Origin of the sequence: Streptomyces sp. KL116D (assembly GCF_030766975.1) — a bacterium.
Classification (GTDB): domain Bacteria; phylum Actinomycetota; class Actinomycetes; order Streptomycetales; family Streptomycetaceae; genus Streptomyces; species Streptomyces longispororuber_A.
Genome location: NZ_JASERH010000142.1, coordinates 225759 through 246205, shown reverse-complemented (window position 1 = coordinate 246205; position 20447 = coordinate 225759). Strand labels below are relative to the sequence as shown.

General features: G+C 71.8%; 17 protein-coding genes. 12 read left to right on the top strand and 5 right to left on the bottom strand.

The annotated features are described in order from the left end of the window. Nucleotides 1-30 precede the first annotated feature (30 nt). From RBJ77_RS56025 to RBJ77_RS55970, 12 genes are all read left to right on the top strand, one after another. Nucleotides 31-1290, top strand: a complete 1260-nt coding sequence (locus RBJ77_RS56025; protein WP_372352043.1) for an MFS transporter — start codon at nucleotides 31-33, stop codon at nucleotides 1288-1290. Between the two features lie 9 nt (nucleotides 1291-1299). Continuing rightward, entirely contained in the window at nucleotides 1300-2661 is a 1362-nt protein-coding gene (pafA, locus tag RBJ77_RS56020) for a Pup--protein ligase (protein WP_372352042.1), read from the top strand. Between the two features lie 138 nt (nucleotides 2662-2799). Beyond that, nucleotides 2800-3816, top strand: a complete 1017-nt coding sequence (locus RBJ77_RS56015) for an FKBP-type peptidyl-prolyl cis-trans isomerase (protein ID WP_372352041.1) — start codon at nucleotides 2800-2802, stop codon at nucleotides 3814-3816. 62 nt (nucleotides 3817-3878) lie between these two features. Further along, a complete protein-coding gene (locus tag RBJ77_RS56010) occupies nucleotides 3879-4253 on the top strand; it encodes an FKBP-type peptidyl-prolyl cis-trans isomerase (protein WP_372352040.1) in 375 nt (124 codons plus the stop codon). Nucleotides 4254-4436: 183 nt separating this feature from the next. After that, the gene (locus RBJ77_RS56005; protein ID WP_372352039.1) at nucleotides 4437-5390 is read left to right on the top strand and encodes a helix-turn-helix transcriptional regulator; all 954 of its coding nucleotides are present in this window, start codon (nucleotides 4437-4439) and stop codon (nucleotides 5388-5390) included. 16 nt (nucleotides 5391-5406) lie between these two features. Next, nucleotides 5407-6375, top strand: a complete 969-nt coding sequence (locus tag RBJ77_RS56000) for a YafY family protein (protein ID WP_255971191.1) — start codon at nucleotides 5407-5409, stop codon at nucleotides 6373-6375. Nucleotides 6376-6479: 104 nt separating this feature from the next. Further along, nucleotides 6480-6743 (top strand): hypothetical protein, encoded by a 264-nt coding sequence (locus RBJ77_RS55995; protein ID WP_372352159.1) that lies wholly within the window; start codon nucleotides 6480-6482, stop codon nucleotides 6741-6743. A 9-nt stretch (nucleotides 6744-6752) separates the two neighbouring features. Beyond that, nucleotides 6753-6950, top strand: a complete 198-nt coding sequence (locus RBJ77_RS55990) for a hypothetical protein (protein WP_372352038.1) — start codon at nucleotides 6753-6755, stop codon at nucleotides 6948-6950. 248 nt (nucleotides 6951-7198) lie between these two features. After that, nucleotides 7199-7495 (top strand): Sec-independent protein translocase subunit TatA, encoded by a 297-nt coding sequence (gene tatA / locus RBJ77_RS55985; RefSeq protein ID WP_255971197.1) that lies wholly within the window; start codon nucleotides 7199-7201, stop codon nucleotides 7493-7495. Between the two features lie 62 nt (nucleotides 7496-7557). Further along, entirely contained in the window at nucleotides 7558-8526 is a 969-nt protein-coding gene (gene tatC, locus RBJ77_RS55980) for a twin-arginine translocase subunit TatC (protein WP_255971199.1), read from the top strand. Between the two features lie 42 nt (nucleotides 8527-8568). Further along, nucleotides 8569-9471: a diacylglycerol kinase gene (locus RBJ77_RS55975; RefSeq protein ID WP_372352037.1), complete on the top strand. Its 903-nt coding sequence runs from the start codon at nucleotides 8569-8571 to the stop codon at nucleotides 9469-9471. Nucleotides 9472-9514: 43 nt separating this feature from the next. Continuing rightward, nucleotides 9515-12319, top strand: a complete 2805-nt coding sequence (locus RBJ77_RS55970) for a DEAD/DEAH box helicase (RefSeq protein ID WP_372352036.1) — start codon at nucleotides 9515-9517, stop codon at nucleotides 12317-12319. 109 nt (nucleotides 12320-12428) lie between these two features. Here the strand turns inward: RBJ77_RS55970 and RBJ77_RS55965 are convergent, their stop codons facing one another. The 5 genes from RBJ77_RS55965 to RBJ77_RS55945 form a co-directional block, all read right to left on the bottom strand. Then, nucleotides 12429-13529, bottom strand: a complete 1101-nt coding sequence (locus tag RBJ77_RS55965) for an LLM class flavin-dependent oxidoreductase (RefSeq protein ID WP_372352035.1) — start codon at nucleotides 13527-13529, stop codon at nucleotides 12429-12431. Nucleotides 13530-13692: 163 nt separating this feature from the next. After that, entirely contained in the window at nucleotides 13693-15414 is a 1722-nt protein-coding gene (locus tag RBJ77_RS55960) for an allophanate hydrolase (RefSeq protein WP_372352034.1), read from the bottom strand. Between the two features lie 106 nt (nucleotides 15415-15520). Then, nucleotides 15521-19027, bottom strand: coding sequence for a 5-oxoprolinase/urea amidolyase family protein (locus RBJ77_RS55955; protein ID WP_372352033.1), 3507 nt, complete (start codon nucleotides 19025-19027; stop codon nucleotides 15521-15523). Then, nucleotides 19024-19617 (bottom strand): urea amidolyase associated protein UAAP2, encoded by a 594-nt coding sequence (locus tag RBJ77_RS55950; protein WP_372352032.1) that lies wholly within the window; start codon nucleotides 19615-19617, stop codon nucleotides 19024-19026. The genes RBJ77_RS55955 and RBJ77_RS55950 overlap by 4 nt, the downstream gene beginning before the upstream one ends. Continuing rightward, nucleotides 19614-20441 carry an urea amidolyase associated protein UAAP1 gene (locus tag RBJ77_RS55945; RefSeq protein WP_372352031.1) on the bottom strand — a complete coding sequence of 276 codons (828 nt, stop codon included), beginning with the start codon at nucleotides 20439-20441 and terminating at the stop codon, nucleotides 19614-19616. Before RBJ77_RS55945 ends, RBJ77_RS55950 begins: the two co-directional genes overlap by 4 nt. Between the last annotated feature and the right edge of the window lie 6 nt (nucleotides 20442-20447).

Below are 20447 nucleotides of genomic sequence, written 5' to 3'. Positions count from 1 at the left end.
GTAAAACTGAACTCCAGGTGAGGCGGGGCGATGGCCGCGGGGTATGCGGAGATCCTCAGGGCGCGGCACGCGATGCGGCTGCTCACGGGGACGCTGGTGGGCAGGCTGCCCAACGCCACGGCGGCGATCGCCATCGTGCTGTTCATCCGCGACGAGGGCGGCACGTACAGCCTCGCGGGCGCCCTCGCGGCGGTGTACGGGGTGGCGAACGCGATCGGGCAGCCGGTGCTCGGCCGCCTCGTCGACCTGCGCGGCCAGCCGAAGGTGCAGCTGCCCGCGGCGGTCCTGTCGGGCCTGGCGATGACCGTGTTCGCGTTCGCCGGGACCGGCTCGCTGCCGCTGGCGTACGGGGCCGTGGCCGCGGCCGGACTGTTCACACCGCCCCTCGAAGGCGGGCTGCGCGCGCTGTGGCCCAGCGTGCTGGCGCGCGAGGAGCAGGTGCACACCGCGTACGCGATGGACGCGATCGCCCAGGAAGTCATGTTCACGGTCGGCCCGTTGCTGGTGACCGTGTGCGTGTCGCTGTGGTCGGCGCAGGCCGCGCTGATCGTCCTGAACGTGATCGGGGTCGTCGGCGCGCTGTCGGTCGTCGTCTCGAAGCCGTCCCGCGCCTGGCGTTCGGCGCCCCGCGAGGCGCACTGGCTGGGCGCCCTGCGCTCGCCGGGACTGCTCGTGCTGCTGGGCGCCTTCCTGTTCATCGGGCTCGCGCTGGGCTCGATCACCGTGGCCGGTGTCTCGTACGCGGACGGGAACGGCGGCGATGCCGTCTACGGCTGGATGATGGCGGCGCTCGGACTCGGCGCGCTGGTCGGGGGCACGGTCTACGGCGCCCGGCAGTGGAGTGGCGCCCCGGAGGCGCGACTGCGGTGGCTGGTGGCTCTCCTCGCGCTGTTCTACGTGCCGTTGGTCCTGATGCCGGGACAGGTCGCCATGGTGGCCCTGACGGCGCTCGCCGGGGTGTTCCTCGCGCCGTGCATCGCCTGCGCCTTCATCGTCGTGGACCGGCACGCCCCGCGGGGGACGGTGACCGAGGCGTTCTCGTGGCTCGTGACGACGTTCACGGTCGGCGCGAGCGTGGGAACGGCCGTGGCGGGCCCGGTCGTCGAGTGGGCCGGCACCCGGGCCGGCTTCGCCGTACCGGCCGTCACCGGAGCGGTCGCGCTGCTCGTGCTGCTGGCCACGGGCCGGGTGCTGGCGCCCCCGCGCACGTCCGGGCGTGTCGCGCTCTCATCGGAAAATGATCCAAACCGTGCTGTCGAACCCCGTTTCAGCTCGGGGGATCGGGCGTAATGTTCAGTCATGGACCGCCGCATTTTCGGGCTGGAGAACGAGTACGGCGTCACATGCACGTTCAGGGGACAGCGGCGTCTGTCTCCTGACGAGGTGGCGCGGTACCTCTTCCGCCGTGTCGTGTCATGGGGCCGCAGCAGCAATGTCTTTCTGCGGAACGGCGCCCGCCTCTATCTCGACGTCGGGTCGCATCCGGAATACGCCACACCGGAATGTGACAACGTGACCGAGCTGGTCACCCACGACAAAGCGGGCGAGCGCATTCTGGAAGGCCTGCTCGTCGACGCCGAACGACGCCTGCACGAGGAGGGAATCGCAGGCGACGTATACCTGTTCAAGAACAACACCGACTCGGCGGGAAACTCGTACGGCTGCCACGAGAATTACCTGGTGGCGCGGCACGGCGAGTTCTCGCGGCTCGCGGACATCCTCATTCCCTTCCTGGTGACCCGTCAGCTGCTGTGCGGCGCGGGCAAGGTGCTGCAGACTCCGCGCGGCGCCGTGTACTGCGTGAGCCAGCGCGCCGAGCACATCTGGGAGGGCGTCAGCTCCGCGACGACGCGTTCCCGGCCGATCATCAACACCCGCGACGAACCGCACGCGGACGCCGAGCGCTACCGCAGGCTCCACGTCATCGTCGGCGACTCGAACATGTCCGAGACGACCATGCTCCTCAAGGTCGGCGCCACCGACCTGGTGCTGCGCATGATCGAGGCGGGCACGGTGATGCGCGACCTGACCCTGGAGAACCCGATCCGGGCCATCCGCGAGGTCAGCCACGACATCACGGGCCGCCGCAAGGTGCGCCTGGCCAGCGGCCGCGAGGCCTCGGCGCTCGAGGTACAGCGCGAGTACTACGAGAAGGCCGTCGACTTCGTGGAGCGCCGGGGCATCCGCACCGGCACCGTCGACCAGGTCCTGGAGCTCTGGGGCCGCACGCTCGACGCCATCGAGGCCGAGGACCTCGACCGCATCGGCACCGAGATCGACTGGGTCATGAAGTACAAGCTCATCGAGCGGTACCGGGCCAAGCACAACATGACCATGTCGAACCCGAGGGTCGCGCAGATAGACCTCGCGTACCACGACATCCACCGCCGCCGGGGCCTCTACTACCTCCTGGAGAAGAAGGGCCAGGCCGCCCGGATCTGCAACGACCTGAAGATCTTCGAGGGCAAGTCCGTGCCGCCGCAGACCACGCGCGCGCGGCTGCGCGGCGACTTCATCCGCCGTGCCCAGGAGCAGCGCCGTGACTTCACGGTGGACTGGGTGCACCTGAAGCTGAACGACCAGGCGCAGCGCACCGTGCTGTGCAAGGACCCGTTCCGCAGTGTGGACGACCGGGTGGAGAAGCTGATCGCCGGTATGTAGGCGGTCTGCGCAGACGTTCGACCAATCCGGTCCTGGGCCCCGTACGAATCATTCGTACGGGGCCCTTCACCTGCCCTTGGCAAAGCTGTGCGAGGGCCTAGAGTGGCCAGACCGTATTCGAGCGACCTGAGGATCTCTGTGCGACGCCGACTTGCAGCTCTACTGATCGTGCCGGCTCTGGCGCTGACCGCGACGGCCTGCGGCAGTGACGACGGCAAGAAGGACTCGGCGGACAAGGCGGACTCCTCGTCCGCGTCGCCGAAGGCGGCGAGCGTCCCCGATGCCGTCGACACGGCGAACCCGATGCCGAAGGTCACCGGAGACGTCGGCAAGAAGGCGTCGATCACGGTTCCCAAGGGCGACCCGAGCGGCAAGTTCGTCGTGCACACGCTCTCCGAGGGCGACGGCGCCGAGGTCAAGAAGAACGACCTGGTGACGATGAACTTCACCGGCAAGCTCTGGAAGGGCGCCAAGGACCTCGGCACCACGTACGGCGCGCAGGGCGGCGGCGACCAGATGGTGACCGCCGGCGCCGAGGGCCAGCTCCCGGCCTTCGCGCAGGCCGTGCTCGGGAAGAAGGAGGGCAGCCGGATCCTCGTCGTGGCGCCGCCCGCCGCGGGCTTCGGCAGCCAGGGCAACCCGCAGGTCGGCATCACCGCCACGGACACGCTGGTCTTCGCGCTGGACGTCGGCAAGGTCATCCCGAAGAAGGCCGAGGGCGAGCAGGCCGCGATCCCGTCGGACCTGCCGCAGATCAAGGCCGACAAGGAAGAGCCGGCGACGATCTCGGTCCCGAAGAACGACCCGCCGAAGAAGCTCGTCGACCAGGTCCTCATCCCGGGCAAGGGCGCCGAGGTGAAGTCGGGCCAGACGGTCACCATGCAGTACAGCGGTGCCGCCTGGAAGCTCAACCAGGGCAAGGCGAAGGCCGAGCTGTTCGACTCCTCCTGGAAGACGGGCCAGCCCTTCACCACCCCGATCGGCCAGGGCCGGGTCATCCCGGGCTGGGACAAGGGCCTCGTCGGCAAGCACGTCGGTGACCGGGTGCTCCTGGTGATCCCCGCCGACCAGGCGTACGGCAAGGAGGCCAAGGGCGCGACCCTGCCCGCCAACTCGACGCTCGTCTTCGTGGTCGACATCCTCGCCGCGCACTGACCCGTCCGGGAAGTGGCAGACTGTTCCGGTTGCCCGACAGCCAACAAGCAGGAGCAATTCACGTGAGCATCGACAAGCCCGAGGTCGACTTCCCGGTCGGCGAGCCGCCGGCGGACCTCCAGGTCAAGGACATCTGGGAGGGCGACGGCGCCGTGGCGAAGGCCGGCGACTTCGTCAAGGTCCACTACGTGGGCGTGGCCTTCTCCACCGGTGAGGAGTTCGACGCCTCCTGGAACCGCGGCAACCCGCTGGAGTTCCAGCTCGGTGCCGGCCAGGTCATCGCGGGCTGGGACCAGGGTGTCCAGGGCATGAAGGTCGGCGGGCGTCGTGAGCTGACGATCCCCGCGCACCTCGCGTACGGCGACCGCGGCGCCGGCGGCGGTCGCATCGCCCCCGGCGAGACGCTGATCTTCGTGTGCGACCTGGTCGCCGTCTGATCCGGTCACGCACCGACCACAAACGGTCAGGGAAGGGCCCGTGCCAGCCGGTACGGGCCCTTCGCCCTGTCGAGTCGCCCCCGGGTTGCCCCTGGCTTTTGCCACGACACCCCGGGGCGGTACGGTCGACCGTCGGGAGCATTGGGGAGCGCGCGGGGAGCCTCCGGGGAAGAAAGGGCGTCGATGGCCATTGCCAAGGCCGAGCGGCTGATGAATCTGGCGCTGTGTCTGCTCGGGACCCGGCGTCCGCTCAGCAAGCGAGAGCTGCGGGGTTCCATCGAGGCCTACCTGGAAGCGGGCAGCGACGACTCCTTCAACCGGATGTTCGAGCGGGACAAGGACGACCTGCGTGAGCTCGGCCTGGTCATCGAGACCGTCGAGAACCTGGACGGTGAGGTCGGCTACCTCGCCCGGCGCGACAGCAACCGCCTGCCGCCCGTCACGCTCGACGCCGAGGAGGCGGCCGCCCTCGGCCTGGCCGCGAAGGTCTGGCAGCAGGCCCGACTCGCCGGCGCCGCCAGCGGCGCCCTGCAGAAGCTGCGCGCGGCCGGCATGCCCGAGGACGTGGACCCGTACGAGGCCCATGGCGCGCTGGAGCCCCGGATCCCCGTGCACGAGGCGTCCTTCGAACCGCTGATGCTCGCCTGCCGCGACCGGCGCTCCGTCGTCTTCGACTACCGCAAGGCGACCGCCGCCCGGCCCGAGCAGCGGCACGTCGAGCCGTGGGCGCTGGAGTGCTGGCGCGGCCACTGGTACCTGGCGGGCTGGGACCGCGACCGGCAGGCCGAGCGGGTCTTCCGGCTCTCCCGGATCACCGGCAAGGTGCGCTCGCGGGCCGGCCGGTTCCAGGCGCCGGTGCCGGACGTGGTGACCGTGCGGGAGACCGTGGCGAGCTGGGCGGGGGAGACCGCCACCCGCTCCGCGCTGATCAGGCTGCGCGCGGGCGCGGGCTACCCGCTGCGCGCCAAGGCCGGTTCCGTACGCGAACTGGGCGACGGCTGGGACGAGTTGGAGATTCCGTACGGGCACGGGCTCGACGCCTGGCTCGTGGAGTTCGGCCCCGACGTGGTCGTGCTGGAGCCCGCCGAGCTGCGGGCCGACGTCATGGACCGGCTGCGCGCCGTGGCCAAGGGCTGAGGGGGAACGTACGAGCATGGCTGCCAACGCCATCGACCAGACCCGGCGGATGCTGTCCCTGGTGACGTACCTGCGCGAGCGCCCCGGCGCGCACGTCAGCGACGTCGCCCGGGCCTTCGGCATCACCGAGGACGAGCTGATCTCCGACCTGGACGTGCTGCCGCTGTGCGGGACCAGCTTCCGGGGCGGGGACCTCCTGGACATCGACACCGACGGCGACCGGATCTGGTGGCACAACCCGGCCGCGCTGTCGGCGGAGGCGGCCGAGCCGCTGCGGATCGCCGCCGACGAGGCGACCGCGCTGCTGGTGGCGGCGCGCGCCGTGGCCACCCTGCCCGGCCTGCGGGAGAGCGACCGGCTCGCGCTGCTGCGGGCGACCGCGAAGCTGGAGGCCGCCGCGGGCGAGGTGGCGAGCGCGAGTGCGCGGCTGTCGGTCACCTTCGAGTCGGAGGGCGGCGTCTTCGCCGACGTGGACCGGGCGATCTCGGAGCGGCGCCGGCTGTGGATCCGCTACTACTCGCCCTCGCGCGACGAGGTCACCGAGCGGGAGATCGACCCGATCCGGCTGGTCAGCGTCGGCCACACCTATGTGGAGGCGTGGTGCCGCAGGTCCGAGGCGCGGCGCACGTTCCGGCTCGACCGGGTCGCCGAGATCCGGATCATGGACGAGGTGTCGGCGCCGCCGGAGATCGAACTGCGTGACCTCTCCGCGGGTCTGGTGCAGCCCGCGGCCGAGGACCCCGAGGTCGTCGTCGAGGTCGGCCCCGGCGGCCGCTGGGTCGCCGAGTACTACCCGCACGACAGCGCCGAGGAGTTGGCGGACGGCGGGCTGCGCATCACCCTGCGCACGCCCGACCCGTCCTCGCTGCGCCGGCTGGCGCTGCGGCTCGGCCGGGACGGTCACATCGTGGCGCCCGCCGAGCTCGCGGACAGCGCGCGGGACGCGGCACGCGAGGCGCTGGCCGCGTACGACGGGGCGGCGTGAGGGAGTTGGGCGCGCCGTCAGGAACGGATGAAAGGTGTGACGTGGGCGACATCACCGACGTGACCGGTTTCACGGGTTTCGCGGGCTTCGTGGGTTCCTCTGATATCTCCGGTGTTTCCGATGTGTCCGCCGTGGTGACCGTTCCGGCGCCCGTCGTCTTCAAGGCCGCCTGCCCGGACTGCCGCGCCCGCTTCGAACTGGCCGCGTCCGCGATCCGGTTGGCGATAGGCGGCAGCCGCCGCACCACCTTCTACTCCTTCACCTGCCCCGAGTGCGATGCCGCGGTGCGCAAGCCCGCGGGCGAGCGCATCGTCGAACTCCTCACCGGTGGCGGGGTGCGCACGCTCCGCCTGCACCAGACCGTCTAGGCTCGGCGCATGTTCTGGGCGATGCTGGCGGTGGCCGTGGGTTTCGTAGGACTCGCCGTGCTGGCCGTCCTTGCGATCAAGGTGTTCGTCGAGGCCCAGCGCCTCGGGCGCCAAGTAGCCGACACCACACGGCAGATCAACCAGGCCGCCGAGGAGCTCGAGCGGGCCGCGGTGGGTGTCGCGAAGGCCGGCGGCGACGTCGTCTGACGCTTTCCGGGACGGGATGGAAAGCGCTTTACCGCTGTGGCCTGTCGGTCGCCCAGGTCGGGCGGGTACGCTCCCTTACGCGGCCTGGGAGTGAGGCGCGGGTCGCAACTGGGAGTACGCACGGGGATTGCCCCCTGTTCACCCCCACGGGATACGATCGCTGCCAGCACGGTGGTCGGACAACAGTCCGAAGTCCGACCGGTACCGGCAGTCCCGCCCCTGCCGCCTCAGTGAGAAGGTAAACGCATATGTTCGGTGGAAAGATCGGCGCCCCCGAGTTGATCATCCTGCTCGTGGTCATCCTCCTCCTGTTCGGCGCGAAGAAGCTCCCGGACATGGCGCGCTCGCTCGGCAAGTCGGCCCGCATCCTCAAGAGCGAGGCCAAGGCCATGAAGAGCGAGGGCGGCAACAAGGACGCGGCTCCCTCGGACCCGCCGAAGCAGGACGACCAGCAGCCGCCGGCCCAGCGCACCATCCAGGCCGCCCCGGGCGACGTGACGAGCTCGCGCCCCGTGAGCGAGCCGACCAACACGACGAAGAGCTGATCAAGAGCTGATCGAAGGCCGCCCCTGCCACGGCGGCCTGTCGCACGAGATGAGGACGTGGGTTGCTCAAGTCTGCCCGCAAAGAGGAGAAGGATCCCGAGGGGCGGATGCCGCTCGCGGAGCACCTGCGCGAGCTTCGCAACCGGCTCGGGAAGGCCGTCCTGGCCATCCTCGTCGTCACGATCGTCGCTGCCTTCTACTACAAGGACATCATCGAGTTCTTCACGAACCCGGTCCTTGACTCGGTCGGCTGTGACAAGACCTTCGCCGAACTGACGGCGAAGGCGGCGGAGAACAAGGACGCCAACGAGCAGTGCGCCCGCATCGTGCTCAACGGTCTGATCACGCCCTTCACGCTCGCCCTGAAGGTCTCCCTCATGGCCGGTGTGATCGGTGCGTCGCCGATCTGGCTCTACCAACTGTGGGGCTTCGTCGCGCCGGGTCTGCACAAGCACGAGAAGAAGTACGCGACGGCCTTCGTGGCCACCGGCGTCCCGCTGTTCCTCGGCGGCGCGTTCTTCGCGTACAAGACGCTGCCCACGATGGCGCGGGTGCTGCTCGACTTCTCGCCGGCGAACATCGACAACCAGCTGCCCCTCGACGACCTGCTCGACCTGATCACCCGCATGGTGATCGTCTTCGGTCTCTCCTTCGAGCTGCCGCTGCTGCTGGTCATGCTGAATCTCACCGGCGTGCTCAGCGGCAAGAAGATGCTCGGCTGGTGGCGCGGGATGATCATGGGCATCACCGTCTTCGCGGCGGTGGCCACGCCCAGCACCGACCCGCTGACCATGCTGGCCCTCGCGGGCCCGATCTGGGTCCTGTACTTCGCGGCCACGGCCTTCTCGCTCCTCAACGACCGCCGCAAGCGGCGCATCGACGAGCTGGGCCCCGGCGACGACGAGGCCTCCGACCTCGACCTCACGCCCGAGGACATCGGTGACGTGGAGACGGTGTCGGCGAGCCGCTCGCTGCCCGAGCAGGCCACCGGAGAGAACGACAGGATCAACGGTTACGACGATGTGACCTGAGGTAACTGCAGTTCGCGACGGGGCACTTGTTAGGGTCCGGCCGTGAGCAGTGAGATCACCCTCTTCGTCAATCCCACCGCAGGACGCGGCCGGGGCGCACACGCTGCGCAGCCGGCCGCTTCCGCGTTGCGGGCCGCAGGATTCTCCGTGCGCACCGTCATCGGTGTGGACGCCCCCGACGCCCTGGCACGCGCGCGTGCCGCCGTGGCCGAGGGCACGGGCGCCCTGGTGGCCGTCGGCGGGGACGGTCTGGTGAACCTCGCGCTGCAGGCCGTCGCGGGCACCCGCACCCCGCTCGGCGTGATCGCCGTCGGGACGGGGAACGACTTCGCGCGCTCCCTCGGACTGCCGATACGCGCCCCGGAGGCGGCCGGCACGCTCGTCGCCGGGGCGCTCAAGGGCTCGCTCGTCCGCGACGTCGACCTGGGCCGGATCGGCGACCACTGGTTCGGCACCGTCCTCGCCTCCGGCTTCGACTCCCGCGTCAACGACCGGGGCAACCGGATGCGGCTGCCGCTCGGCCGCTTCAAGTACGACCTGGCGATCGTCGCCGAGCTGGCCGCCTTCAAGCCCGTGCCGTTCCGGCTCACCCTCGACGACGGCTCCGTGCGCGAGGTCCCCGCCACGCTCGTCGCCGTCGGGAACGGCACCTCCTACGGAGGCGGCATGCGGATCTGCGCGGACGCCGAGATGGACGACGGCCTCTTCGACGTGACCGTCGTCGGTGACTGCTCCCGCACGACGCTGCTGCGCGTGTTCCCGCGGGTCTACAAGGGGACCCATCTCGATCATCCGGTGGTGAGCGTGTACCGGGCGGCGCGCGTCGAGCTGGCCGCGCCGGACATCACCGGGTACGCGGACGGGGAACCGGTGGGGGCGCTGCCGCTGGTCGCGGAGTGCGTACCGGCGGCGGTGCGGGTCCTCACCGGAGGCCTTACCGGATAATGATCGTCCGATGTCAGTGACGGCCGGTAGGCTCGAAAGCACGATGACAGAGGACCTCTCACCGGCCGAGCGGTATGCGGCAGCCCGTAAGCGGGCCGCCGAGCAGGCCACCGCGCTCGCGGACTTCCGCGAGATGTACGACTTCGGCCTCGACCCCTTCCAGATCGAGGCGTGTACGGCGCTCGAGGCCGGCAAGGGTGTTCTGGTGGCCGCCCCCACCGGCTCCGGCAAGACGATCGTCGGCGAGTTCGCCGTGCACCTCGCCCTCCAGCAGGGCAAGAAGTGTTTCTACACGACGCCCATCAAGGCGCTGTCGAACCAGAAGTACCAGGACCTCGCCAAGCGCTACGGCGCCGACAAGGTCGGTCTGCTCACCGGCGACAACAGTGTGAACAGTGACGCGCCGGTGGTCGTGATGACCACCGAGGTCCTGCGGAACATGCTGTACGCCGGGTCGCAGGCGCTGATCAACCTCGGGTACGTGGTCATGGACGAGGTGCACTACCTCTCCGACCGCTTCCGGGGCGCCGTCTGGGAAGAGGTGATCATCCACCTCCAGGAGTCCGTCACCCTCGTCTCGCTGTCGGCCACGGTGTCGAACGCGGAGGAGTTCGGCGACTGGCTCGACACCGTGCGCGGCGACACCGAGGTGATCGTCTCCGAGCACCGGCCCGTGCCGCTCTTCCAGCACGTGCTCGCCGGCCGCCGGATGTACGACCTCTTCGAGGAGGGCGAGGGCAGCAAGAAGGCCGTCAACCCCGATCTGACGCGGATGGCGCGCATGGAGGCGAGCCGCCCGTCCTACCAGGACCGGCGGCGCGGGCGGAACATGCGGGAGGCGGACCGCGAGCGGGAGCGTCGCCAGCGGTCCCGGATCTGGACGCCGGGCCGCCCCGAGGTCATCGAGCGGCTGGACAACGAGGGACTGCTGCCCGCCATCACCTTCATCTTCAGCCGGGCGGCCTGCGAGGCAGCCGTCCAGCAGTGCCTGTACGCGGGGCTGCGGCTGAACGACGAGGAGGCGCGGATCAAGGTCCGCGAGATCGTCGAGGAGCGGACGGCGTCCATCCCGGACGAGGACCTGCACGTCCTCGGCTACTACGAGTGGCTGGAGGGCCTGGAGCGGGGCATCGCCGCCCATCACGCGGGCATGCTGCCGACCTTCAAGGAGGTCGTCGAGGAGCTGTTCGTACGGGGTCTGGTGAAGGCCGTCTTCGCCACCGAGACGCTGGCGCTCGGCATCAACATGCCGGCGAGATCCGTGGTCCTCGAAAAGCTGGTGAAGTGGAACGGGGAGCAGCACGCCGACATCACCCCCGGCGAGTACACCCAGCTCACGGGCCGCGCCGGCCGCCGCGGCATCGACGTCGAGGGCCACGCGGTGGTGCTCTGGCAGCGCGGCTTCAGCCCCGAGCACCTGGCGGGCCTGGCCGGTACGCGCACGTACCCGCTGAAGTCGAGCTTCAAGCCGTCGTACAACATGGCGGTGAACCTCGTCGAGCAGTTCGGGCGGCACCGGTCGAGGGAGCTTCTGGAGACGTCGTTCGCGCAGTTCCAGGCCGACAAGTCGGTGGTCGGGATCTCGCGGCAGGTCCAGAAGAACGAGGAGGGGCTCGAGGGCTACAAGGAGTCCATGACCTGCCACCTCGGGGACTTCGAGGAGTACGCGCGCCTGCGGCGCGAGCTCAAGGACCGCGAGACCGACCTGGCCAAGCAGGGCGCTGCCCAGCGGCGGGCCCAGGCCGCGGCCGCGCTGGAGAAGCTCAAGCCGGGCGACGTCATCCACGTGCCGACCGGGAAGTTCGCCGGGCTCGCGCTCGTGCTCGACCCCGGACTCCCGGCGGGCCGGTCGAACGGGCACCGCGGGTTCGAGCACCACGACGGCCCGCGCCCGCTGGTGCTGACCGCCGAGCGGCAGGTCAAGCGGCTCGCGTCGATCGACTTCCCGGTGCCCGTGGAGGCGCTGGAGCGGATGCGGATCCCCAAGTCGTTCAATCCGCGCTCGCCGCAGTCGCGCCGGGACCTGGCGTCGGCGCTGCGCACGAAGGCCGGGCACATCGTGCCCGACCGGCAGAAGAAGGGCCGGGCGGCCGCCGCCGACGACCGTGAGATCGCGCGGCTGCGCACCGAGCTGCGGGCGCATCCGTGCCACGGCTGCGCCGAGCGGGAGGACCACGCGCGCTGGGCGGAGCGCTACTACCGGCTGCGCCGGGACACCGCGCAGCTGGAGCGCAGGATCGAGGGCCGGACGAACACCATCGCTCGGACCTTCGACCGGATCGTGAAGCTCCTGACCGAGATGGACTACCTGCGGGGCGACGAGGTCACCGAGCACGGGAAGCGGCTCGCCCGGTTGTACGGCGAGCTGGACCTGCTCGCCAGTGAGTGCCTGCGGGACGGCGTCTGGGAGGGCCTGAGCCCGGCCGAACTGGCGGCGTGCGTCTCGGCGTTGGTGTTCGAGGCGCGGGTCGGTGACGACGCGCTGGCGCCGAAGCTGCCCGCCGGCAAGGCGAAGGCCGCGCTCGGTGAGATGGTGCGGATCTGGGGCCGACTGGACGCCCTGGAGGAGGAGTTCCGGATCAATCAGGCCGAAGGCGTCGGGCAGCGCGAGCCCGACCTCGGCTTCGCCTGGGCCGTGTACCAGTGGGCCTCGGGCAAGGGGCTCGACGAGGTGCTGCGGGAGGCGGAGATGCCGGCCGGGGACTTCGTGCGCTGGTGCAAGCAGGTCATCGACGTCCTGGGACAGATCTCCGCGGCCGCGCCCGGCGGCTCCTCGGTGGCGCGGAACGCGCGGAAGGCGGTCGACGACGTGCTGCGCGGGGTCGTGGCGTACTCGTCCGTCCAGTAGCGAGCCGGTAGCGAGCCGGTAGCGAGCCAGTAGCCGGTCCGGTGACCGGTGCCTGACCGGGAGAAGCCCCTACGCGCCGTAGGGGCTTCTCCGCTGTGCGGGGTGTCCGTCAGGCGGCCGTGCGGGCGGCGTCCCGCTTGGCGACCTCCTCGCGGACGATCGGGATGACCTGGCGGCCGAAGTCGATCGCGTCGTCGAGCAGGTCGTAGCCGCGCGCGGAGAGGATCTCCACGCCCAGGTCGTAGTAGTCGAGCAGGGCCTGCGCCACCGTCTCCGGGGTGCCGACCAGCGCCGTGGAGTTGCCCGCGCCGCCCGTCTCCGCCGCCGTCGGCGTCCACAGGGCGCGGTCGTGCCGCTCGCCCTCGGCGGCCGCCGCGAGGAGGCGCCGGGAGCCCGCGTTCTCCGGGTTCTGGAGGGGGTGGCGGCGCGATATCGGGCTGCCCGCCTTGCGCGCCCTGATGCGGCCCAGGGTGGCGTGGGCCTTCTCCCAGGCCAGCTCCTCGGTCGGCGCGATGATCGGGCGGAACGCGACCTGGATGCGGGGGACGTCCGTGCGGCCCGCCGCCTTCGCCGCCGCCCGGACGGACTCGATCTGCTCGGCGGTCTGCGCGAGCGGTTCGCCCCACAGGCAGTAGACGTCCGCCTCCGCGCCGCCCGCCGCGTACGCCGCGGGGGAGGAGCCGCCGAACGAGACGAGCGGGTGCGGCTGCTGGACCGGGAAGGTGTCGCTCACGAAGTCGTGGAAGCGGTAGTGCGTGCCCTCGTGGTCGAAGGGCTCGTGCGACGTCCACGCCTTCTTGATGATCTGGATGGCCTCGCGGGTGCGGGCGTAGCGCTCGTCCTTCGTCAGGAAGTCGCCCTCGCGCTGCTGCTCGTGGTCGTTGCCGCCGGTGATGAAGTGGACGGCGAGGCGGCCGTCGCTGATCCGGTCGAGCGTCGCGAAGGTCTTGGCGGCGAAGGTCGGGTAGGAGACGTTCGGCCGGTGCGCCACCAGGATCTGGATCTTCTCCGTGCGGGCCGCGATGTAGGCGGCGGCCGGCGACGGGTCGGGGGAGCCGGAGCCGTACGCGAAGAGGATGCGGTCCCAGCCGTACTCCTCGTGGGCGCGGGCGAGACGGAGCGTGTAGTCCTTGTCGAAGGACGGGCCGGTGCGGGCGGTGACTTCGGAGCCTTCGTTCGTCGCGGCGATGCCGAGGAACTCTACGGGCATGGTGATACGCCTCTTCAGCTGTCAAAAGGGGTCGGGTGAGGGCCTGGACGTGGTCAGGCGCAACACGCCGCCGACCACACCCGACCGAAGTCGATGTGGTCGCGGGTGACCAGCCGCAGCTGAGGACGCATGGGCTCAGTGCAACAGGAGGGTGGCCTCCGCGTCAACAGGTCCTGGTAGGAGGTGCGGGCCGGCCGAGGTAGCCGCGCCAGCCGCCGTGGGCCGTGATGTCCTCGGCGCCGTCCAGCGCCGACGGCTCGCAGAGGAAGCCGGGGACTTCGGAGCCGTCCGCGAGCGTGATCCGGCCGAGCGCCATCGGGCGGGGGAGTTCGGCGAGCAGCCGGCCGAGGCCCGCCGCCGGAATGCGCCACACCTCCGCATCGATCGCCGCCCCGCGCGCGGCGCCGACGTGCACCAGGCCCGGTTTGGCGGGGCGGGTGTCGAGGGCGTGCAGCCGGTACGTCGGGGCGGTCGTCGCCGTCCGCTCGAACTCGGCTCCCAGGGCGAGGAGTTGACCGTTGAGCGGCTGGCCGGTGAGGTGGGCGCCGACCACCGCGACCCGGGTGGCCGGACTGGTCAGGGCCTCGGCGACGCGGGCCACGCGGTCGTCCGTACGGGCGTGGCCGATCAGCATCACGCCGAACGGGAGGCCGTGCGCCGTGCCCGCGGGGACGGCGACCGCGCACAGCCCGAACAGGTTGGTCGAATTGGTGAAGCGGCCCAGACGGGCGTTGGCCCCCAGTGGGTCGGCGGCGACCTCCGCGAGGGTGGGGTGCTCGGTGGTGGTGGGCAGCAACAGGGCGTCCACGTCGGCGAGTTGGGCGAGCGCCCGGGTGCGCAGGGTCGCCAGGCGGGCCTGGTCGGCGAAGAGCCGGTGGGCGGGGATGTCGCGGGCGCGCGTGATGATGTCCGCGACCGTGGGATCGAGGCCCGGGGCTTCGGTGGCATCGGCGGCATCGGCGGCGTGGGTGGCTTCGGCCGCGTCGCTCGAACCGTTCATCGCTTTGTCGATGAAGGCGCCCACCGCCGTGTAGCGCTCCGCGACGAACGCGCCCTCGTAGAGCATCGCCGCCGCCTCCGTGAACGGGGCCAGGTCGATCTCCGTCAACTCGGCGCCGGACCGGGCGAATTGCTGGGCGGCCCGCTCGTACGCGGCCGCCCACCCCGGTGCCAGGTCGCCGAGTTGGCCGGGGCGCGGGACGGCGATCCGCCAGGGGCCGGGAGCGCGGGCCGGGGCCGGGGGAGCGGCGTCCGCCATGAAGGACAGCGCGCGCGAGGCCTCGGGGAGCGTGCGGGCGAAGACGGTGACGCAGTCGAGCGAGGCGCAGGCCGGGACCACGCCCTCCGTCGGGACCAGACCGTACGTCGGCTTCAGGCCGACGATGCCGTTCAGCGCGGCGGGTACCCGGCCCGAGCCCGCGGTGTCGGTGCCGAGCGCGAGGTCGACCAGGCCGAGGGCCACGGCGACGGCCGAGCCCGAGCTGGAGCCGCCGCTGATCCGCGCCGGGTCGTGGGCGTTGCGCACCGCGCCGTAGGGGGAGCGGGTGCCTACCAGGCCCGTGGCGAACTGGTCGAGGTTCGTGGAGCCGATGACGAGCGCGCCCGCCGCGCGCAGACGGGCCACCGCCGGGGAGTCCGCCTCCGGCCGGTACGCGTAGCCGGGGCACGCGGCGGTGGTGGGCAGGCCCGCGACGTCGATGTTGCCCTTGACGGCCAACAGGCGCCCGTGGAGCGGTAGTTGTTCACCGTGCGCGACGCGGGCGTCGAGGGTGACGGCTTCCGCCTCGACCTCCGCCTGGGGGCGCAGGCCGATCCAGATCTCGGGGCGGTCCACCTCCCGGATGCGGGCGTAGGCGGTGCGGACTCGGGTTACGGCCCGTGTCACGTGGGCTCCTTCTCGCCGTAGGGGTACTTCTCCGTGTGCGAGTGCGGGTTCGTCGTGGCTGATCGCGCAGTTCCCCACGCCCCTGAGGGCGCGCTTCGTGCGCGGCTCAGGGGGTCAGGATCAGGAGCGGTGTGCCCGCCTCCACCTGGGCGCCCGCTTTGGTGAGAATCCGGTGCACGCGGCCCGCCGTATCCGCGTGCACGGGGGACTCCATCTTCATCGCTTCCAGGGCCACCAACTGCTGACCCGGTCCTACCGCGTCGCCCTCCGCCACGTTCACCTGCCACACCGACGCGGCGAACTCGGCCTCGATCAGCACGCCGCCCTCGGGGACCACCAGGTCGTCGGCGGGTGGTGGCGGATCGCTCGCCGCCGCCGCGCGGGTGAACTCGCCCGCCGCCTGCCACGCGTCGCGCTCCGCGCCGAACGCGGCGCCCTGCCGGGCCCGGAACTCCTCGATGGAGGCGGCGTTCGCGTCGAGGAAGCGGCGGTACTCGGCGAGCGAGAACGCGCCCTCCTCGATCCGTGGCACGAAACGCCCCGACGTGATGTCCGCCCGCAGGGCGAGCAGCTCCTCCGGCGACACCGGGTACCACTTGATCCGGTCGAAGAAGCGCAGCAGCCACGGGGCGCCCGGTTCGAACGCGCCGCGCTGCTGCCACCCCGACCACACCTGCGTGGTGCGGCCCACGAACTGGTAGCCGCCCGGCCCCTCCATGCCGTAGACGCACAGGTACGCGCCCCCGATGCCGACCGAGTTCTCGGCGGTCCAGGTGCGGGCCGGGTTGTACTTCGTCGTCACCAGGCGGTGGCGCGGGTCGAGCGGGGTCGCCACGGGCGCGCCGAGATAGACGTCGCCGAGGCCGAGCACCAGGTACTCCGCGTCGAAGACTGTCGCGTACACGTCGTCGACCGATTCGAGGCCGTTGACCCGGCGGATGAACTCGATGTTCCACGGGCACCACGGCGCGTCGTCCCGCACCCCGGCCATGTAGCGGGCGATGGCCTCGCGCGTCGCCGGGTCGTCCCAGGAGAGGGGGAGGTGGACCGTGCGGGACGGCACCGTGAGCTCGTCCGACGGAGGCAGGTTCCTCGCCATCTCCCGGACAGTGCCGAGGAGTTGGTGCTGAGGGAGCAGGTCAGGGTCCGTCTGGATCTGGAGCGAGCGGATGCCCGGTGTCAGATCGCGTACGCCCGGCAGACCGGCCGCCGCCACCGCTTCCATCAGCGCGTGCACGCGCATCCGCAGCGCCAGGTCGAGCTGCATCGGGCCGAACTCGACGAGCAGGTTGTCGTCGCCGCTGCGGCGGTAGGTGACATCGCCGTCGCGGGCGAGGACGCCGCCGTCGACGATCGCGGGGCGGGCGGCACCCTCCGCCGTGACCGGGGCGAACCGGACCGTGTCGCCGGGGCGGAGCTGGCCCAGCTTCCAGCGTTCGGCGGTGGGGACCGTCGCCGGGCAGACGAAACCGCCGAGCGAGGGGCCGTCGGGGCCGAGCAGCACCGGCATGTCACCGGTGTAGTCGACGGCGCCGACCGAGTACGGGGTGTCGTGGATGTTCGAGGGGTGCAGGCCCGCCTCGCCGCCGTCGGCGCGGGCCCAGCGCGGCTTCGGGCCGACCAGCCGGACGCCGGTGCGGGCCGAGTTGAAGTGCACCTTCCAGTCGGCCGCGTAGAAGTCGTGGACGTCCTCCTCGGTGAAGAACTCCGGTGCCGTGTGCGGGCCTTCGAGGGCGGCGACCGTCCAGGCCGAGGTGAAGGCGGGCCGGTCGGCGTCCCCGACCGGCGTCCCCGCGACCACGCCGCCGCCGTGCAGCACGTCGCCCGTGCGCAGCGCCCGGCCGCCGTGCCCGCCGAAGCCGCCGAGCGTGAACGTGGCCGCGCTGCCCAGGAACGGCGGCACGTCGAGCCCGCCACCCCCGAACAGGACGTACGTGCGCAGGCCGTGCTCGTCGGGTTCGCCCACCGCGAGCGTGCCGCCGGCGGGCACCGTCACCGGCTCCCACTGCGTGACCGGCACGCCGTCGACCGTGACCGGTGCCGGAGCCCCCGTCACACACACCGTCGTCGGGTGCGTGAATCTCAACTCCGGTCCCCGCAGGGTGCATTCGAGGCCCGGCGCGCCCTCCTCGTTGCCGAGCGCCCGGTTGCCGAGCCGGAACGAGCGGTCGTCCATCGGCCCGCACGGCGGCACCCCGACCTGCCAGTGCCCGATCCGCCCCGGCCAGTCCTGCACGGTGGTGAGCGTGCCGCCGGCGACCACCTCGACGCGCGGGGTGGGGTCGGTGACGTGCGCGAGCGTCGCCGTCGAGTGCGCGGCCGCCGTGAACGACGGCTCGGCGAGCGCCGCGCGGACCAGGCCCAGATTGGTCTCGATGCCGTCGACGCGGGTCCTGGCCAGCGCCTCGTCGAGCCGGGCGACGGCGTGCTCGCGATCGCCGCCGTACGCGATCACCTTCGCCAGCATCGGGTCGTACGCGGTGGTGACCTCGGTCCCCGTCTCGATCCAGCCGTCCACGCGGACCCCCGCCGGGAACTCCACCCGGGTCAACAGGCCCGCGCTCGGCCGGTGTTCGCGGCTCGGGTCCTCCGCGTAGATCCGGGCCTCGACGGCATGGCCGCGCGGGGGTCCCGGGTCGCGGACGACGTCGGACTCGCCGCGGGCCAGTCGCAGCATCCACGCGACGAGGTCGACCCCGTAGATCTCCTCGGTGACCGGGTGCTCCACCTGGAGCCGGGTGTTGACCTCCAGGAAGTAGGCCTCCTCGCGCGCCGCGTCGTACACGAACTCGACCGTCCCGGCGGACCGGTACTCCACCGAGGCGCACAACTCGCGTGCCGAGTCGGCGAGTTGCCTGCGCATGTGCGCGGGCAGGCCGGGCGCCGGGGCCTCCTCCACGACCTTCTGGTTGCGGCGCTGCAGCGAGCAGTCGCGGTCGCCGAACGTCACGACCCGGCCCGCGCCGTCGCCGAAGACCTGCACCTCGACGTGGCGGGCGTGCTCGACGAGCCGCTCCAGGAACACCCCCGCCGAGGCGAACGATGCCGCCGCGATCCGCTGCACCCGCTCCCACGCGTGACGCAGTTCGGCCGCGTCGCGGCAGGCGGACATGCCGATGCCGCCGCCCCCGCCGGTGGCCTTCAGCATGACCGGATAGCCCACCGCCTCGGCCGCCGCGAGCGCTTCGGTCACGTCCGCGAGCAGCCCGGTGCCGGGCGCCAGGGGCACCCCGGCCGCCCGCGCGGCGGCCCGCGCGGTGTGCTTCGCGCCGAACAGCTCCAGCTGGCGCGGGGTCGGGCCGACGAACACGATGCCCGCGTCCTCGCAGCGCCGCGCGAAGGCCGCGTCCTCGGACAGGAACCCGTAGCCCGGGTGGACGGCCCCGGCCCCCGTGTCCTTCGCCGCCCGCAGGACCAGGTCCGCGTCCAGGTACGACTCCTTGGCGGGCGCGGGGCCGAGCCTGACGGCCTCGTCGGCGAGGCGGACGTGCGGGGCGCCGCGGTCCGCGTCGGAGTACACCGCGACCGTGCGAAGGCCCAGCTCGCGGGCCGTACGGATGACGCGGACCGCGATCTCGCCGCGGTTGGCGACGAGCAGCGTGTCGAAGCTCATGCGCCACCCGCCACGGTCAGCTCGACGGGCGTGGGCGCGAAGCCGTTGCACGGGTTGTTGATCTGCGGGCAGTTGGAGACCAGCACGAGCACCTCGCGCTCCGCGCGCAGCGTCACCCGCAGCCCCGGCGACGACAGGCCGTCGACGATGCCGAGCGTGCCGTCCTGCTCCACCGGCACGTTCATGTACCAGTTGACGTTCGAGACGAGGTCCCGCTTGCCGAGGCCGTACCGGGCGCCCTCCGCGAGGAAGTTGTCGACGCAGGCGTGCTGCGCCCACGTGTGGTGGCCGTAGCGCAGGGTGTTGGACTCCTTGGAGCAGGCGCCGCCGACCGTGTCGTGGCGGCCCACCTCGTCGGCGACGACGGTCATCAGCGGCGTGTGCTCGTTGCTGAGCAGCACGCTGCCCGTGGTCAGGAAGATGCCGCCCTGCGCCTGGATCGTGTCGGGCGCGCTGTAGCGGACGGCCGTGTCCCGGGCGTCGTACACCAGGAAGTCCACGGCCTGGTTGCCCTTCAGGTCGGTGAGGGTGAGCGTCCGGCCGGCGGGGACGACGGCGGACCAGGCGGCACGGGCGGCGACGGTGGTCACAGGATCCCCCTGGAGGCGAGGAAGTCGGCGGTGTTCAGGAAGGCGCGACGGCCCTCGGGGGTGGCGTCCCACAGCGGGTCCTTCTCCGTGGTGGGCGCGGCCCGCCAGGCGAGGACCTCCAGCGGGCCGCACACATAGGCCTCCTGCGGGTCGCAGGGGTGCGGCACGTTCGCGAGCAGCACCGTCACGTCCTGCTCGGCGCGGAGCGTCACGCTCGCGCCGGGACCGGCCGGACCGGTGAACTCCACCTCGCCGTCCGCGCCGATCCGGACCCCCTGGAAGAAGGAGAGCGACGGCGGCAGGTCGCGCGGCGTCAGCCCGTTCTTCGCGGCCGCCAGCTTGAACAGCTCACGTCCGGCCGGGGACGCCGACTCCGGCGTCCCCGCGCCGTAGCGTTGCTCGTTGCGCACGAGGGTGGAGGTGCCGCACAGCGCGTCGTGCCGGCCGCCGGTGGTGTCGGCCACGATCGAGGCGAGGACGCGGCCCTGGTCGGACAGGAGCAGCCGGCCCTCGCCGAGGTAGGCGTTCCACTGCACCTTCACGGTGTCGGCGACGTTCAGCCGCTCCCAGGGACGGCCGTCGACGTGGAGGAGGAGGTGCGCGCAGGCGGTTCCCGTCGGGTCGGTGAGGCGCAGTTCGGTGCCGCGGGCCAGCACGCGGTGCGTGTAGCCGCCGCCCGCCACCGTCTCCGCCCACACCAAGTGGCCTGCCTCGCAGGGGGGTTCGGCCCAGTCGCGGGCGGGCACCACCGGCATCGCGTCGGTGCGGGTGCCCTGCTGGGCGCGGGCGTGGTCGCGGGCTCCGTAGGTGGTCGCTGTCGCCATGGCGGG